This window comes from Streptomyces sp. WAC06614, from assembly GCF_003949795.1.
Lineage (GTDB): Bacteria > Actinomycetota > Actinomycetes > Streptomycetales > Streptomycetaceae > Streptomyces.
In genome coordinates this window covers 1-3542 of the sequence record NZ_RPRY01000502.1, presented here as the reverse complement: position 1 = coordinate 3542, position 3542 = coordinate 1, and the positions used below count along the sequence as shown (strand labels likewise).

The 3542-nt window shown below is 73.1% G+C and carries 1 protein-coding gene; it reads left to right on the top strand.

The window, feature by feature from the left end; all coding sequences use genetic code 11:
• A partial coding sequence (locus EF918_RS37460; RefSeq protein ID WP_185922057.1) for a hypothetical protein occupies positions 1-3542 on the top strand: 3542 nt, incomplete at both ends.

Below are 3542 nucleotides of genomic sequence, written 5' to 3'. Positions count from 1 at the left end.
CCCCGGACCTGCCCCCCACGGACGCGCTCGACACCGTCCTGAACGTCCCCACCGAGAGCAGCGGCGGCGACCTGTTCGGCCTGCCGACCCTCGAGCCCGGCGGGTCCTTCGCCGACGAGTTCCCCGAAGGGATGGTGCTGCGCACCGAAGCGGACCCGGCCGCCGCCGTCCCGACCACCACCGACGACCCGGCCACCGCTGCGCCCCGGGCCACCGTCTCCACGACCGCCGCCTTCCCGTCGGCCCCCGCGCCGGAGAGGGCTTCCGAGCCGGAGCCGCAGTCCAGGCCGGAGCCGGAGCCGACGGCCAGTCCCGAGACCGAGGTCGGGACCGGGCCAGAGGTCGGGACCGCGACCGAGCCCGCGACCGCGCCCGAGTCGCGGTCCTTCGCGGAGGAGGTCCTTTCGCACCCGGTCTTCCAGACGCCGGAGGGCGGCAGTACCCCGGACCTCCCCGAGGGTGCGTACGGGCCCGGTCGGGAGATCCCCGCCGGCCTCACCGTCGGCGCGCTGAACCTCGCCCAGTTCCACGCCCTCAACGCGCTGCCGCCCCGCCCCGGCGTGTTCGTCGTCGGCATGACGACCGGCCCGCAGGGGGCGCCCGACGCGGACACCACCCTCAAGGCACTCGTCAAGGCGAACGACGCCGGCAGGCTCGACGGCATCACCCACCTCCAGTTCACCGCCTGCTCCCTGGCCACCGTCAGCCCCGACACCGTCCGCACGGTCATGAGCGGCCTGTGGAAGCACCGTGCCGCCACCCGCACCGACGCCCTCGGCCCCGACCCCCTCAAGGCCCTCGCCGCCGACGCCCCCGTCTGGTACGTCCCCACCACCAGCACCGACCCGTCCGACATGTCCCACACGTCCGACGCCTCGGGCACGTCCGACGCACCCGACACGCCCACCGGCCGGCTCGTCACCGCGCAGCGCATCGGCGTCACCTCGCTCGGCACCCCGGCCCTCGTCACCGACGACACCTCCGCCTGGCACGAGTACAGCGACACCGGCGACCCCGACCGCACCCCCGCCACCACCGTCCTGCCCACCACCCTCCCCGACGGATTCGTCCGCACCTTCAGCGGCCCCGAGCACGCCGTACCGGACTTCGAGGACGCCGTCCACTTCGGCCCGCCGGAACGGCACGTGGAGTTGGACAAGCTGGGAACCCGCACGTCCGGGACGACCACGGCCTACCTGGTGCTGCCGAACCCCGTGCAGGAGGTGGCGGGCCGTTCGGACGCGTTCCTGCGGACCCGGGGCAGGCCGTACGCCACGTTGACGACGCAGCGCCCGCCGGCCGGCCGGACCCTGCTGGAGGTGACCGTTCCGCAGGGGCGCGCCGTTTCCACGGGCGAGGGCGTGCTGCTGATCGGCAAGGACGACCTGGCCCAGGTGACGGTCACGGCCGTCGCCACCGACGGCAGCCCCCAGCAGCCGTGGCAGGAGCAGGCAGGGTCGGATCTGGTCGGACGGCCGTTGTCCGTACTGACGCGGCTCGGTCAGGCCCTGCACAGCCACCCCGGCAGGACCATGGCGGACCCGGTGGTCCGCGTCGCCCTGCGGATCGCCTACGCGGACGCGTCCCGCCAGATCGAAAGGCCGCTGGGCGAGTTCGCCGGCCGGCAGGTGGTGGTGCAGCAACAGGTGCAGAGGCTGGTCCGGGCGATCTGGGACCGCCTGGACGACAAGCACCGCGTGCTGTTGGGCAGCGACAGCGCGACGGGCAGCGGATCCGTCGGCAACGAGCTCGCCGCTCTCGAGGAGGTGGTCGAGCACGGGAACATCCGCGAGCAGATGTACATGCTGGGGCAGGCCGTCCATGGTCACGCCCTCGACGGCGTGCTCAAGCTGCGCAAGAGCAGCCCGCGGATCCTCACCCGGGAGTGGGGGGCGAGCCAGCAGAGCACCGAAGTCCTGCGGCACGTGCAGGAGCGGCAGCGGGACCTCCTCGCCACCATGGAGCCCGGCCCCGAGCGGGACGCCCTCATGGCCGAGCTGGACCGGCTCCTGGAGACCGATCTGAGCCCGGACGAGGTGCAGCCGCCGCTCAGCCCGCGCGAGCGCCGTCATGCGGTGCGGGACGGACGGCTGACCTGGGTCCCGGGCGAGCGCACGCGGCAGATCGCGATGGGCAACGAGAGCCAGGTGGTCGCGGAGTCGACCGGCGGTCTGATGAGCGCCGGCACGTCCAACACCACGTACTTCATGATGGAAGCCGTCCACCTGATGAGCAGGGCGTGGAAGCTGGACGTGGACTTCCAGCTGTTGCGCCTGGCGCTGCTGGCCGACATGCTTCCGGTCGGTCACCACACCTTCCACGAGGTCATGACGGCGGCCGATGCCTTCGGCACGGACGTGCTGCGCAACGATTCGCTGGCGTACTCCGACGACTGGGGCAAGTTCCGCACGCTGCCCCCGCTGACCGAGGACATGCTGCGGGGCGCCATGCCCGACGAACGGTTCCCGGACGAGATCGCCCTCGGTCTGGAGGCCGGCGAGACGCTGCCGCCCGAGCTCGTCACCGAGTCGAACCCGAAGGTCACCCCCGGCACCGGTCCGCTGTCGCGGATCCTGCCCGAGGACTCCTGGTGGCTGCTGCTGGCCGACCCGGACCGGCGCGAGGCCGGACCGTCGGGCTCGCGCCCGGATCACGGCGATGACGCCGGGCGCCGGGAGCGGGTCGCGCACCTGATCCGTGAGGTGCTGGACGACAAGCGGGGAACGGGCGACGACTGGCGGGGGCTGCACAGCCGTTCCTACCGGGAACTGCACCGCCGGATCGAGGGCGCCGAGGCGACATGGGAGCCCCAGGTCGGGGCGATGGACGAACTGGACTCGATCTGGGCCCGGTTCCACCCCCAGCCCCAGGACACCTCCGGCCCGGACGGGCAGGACGGCGGGGCCGGACACGCACTCACCCCTGAGGAACGACTCGACGCGGTCTTCGACCGCTACTACGAGGACGTGTCGCGGCCCGGGGGACCGCAGGAACGGCTGCGCGACGTCGCCAGGGCGGTCCAGGGCCTGCAACAGGTCGCGGGGCTGGGGCTCTCGACGGAGGCCAGGATCACGGCCGACGTGCGGATCCTGGCCCAGCGCTTCCTGCTGGACCAGGGCTTCCCCCCGGCCCTGCTGCCGGCCGAAGGCTACACCCCCGAGTTCTGGCAGCGCCCGGTGGACCTGATCGCGGACGACCTGGCCACCGGCGTCGCCGAGTTCGTCCGCCTGACGTCCGGTCTGCGCAGCCAGGACCTCCCCGGCGGCATCATGGTCGGCGACCTGTCGGCCTCCCAGATCTGGGCCCTTCGCCACCTGCCGCCCCGTCCCGGCGTCTTCGTCGTCGGCATGCACACCGGCCCGCAGGGCGCACCCGACGCGGACACCGTCCTCAGGGCGCTCGTCGAGGCGAACGACACCGGCAAGCTCGACGGCATCACCCACCTCCAGTTCACCGCCTGCTCCCTGGCCACCGTCAGCCCCGACACCGTCCGCACGGTTATGAGCGGCCTCTGGAACCACCGCGCCGCCACCCACCCCGAC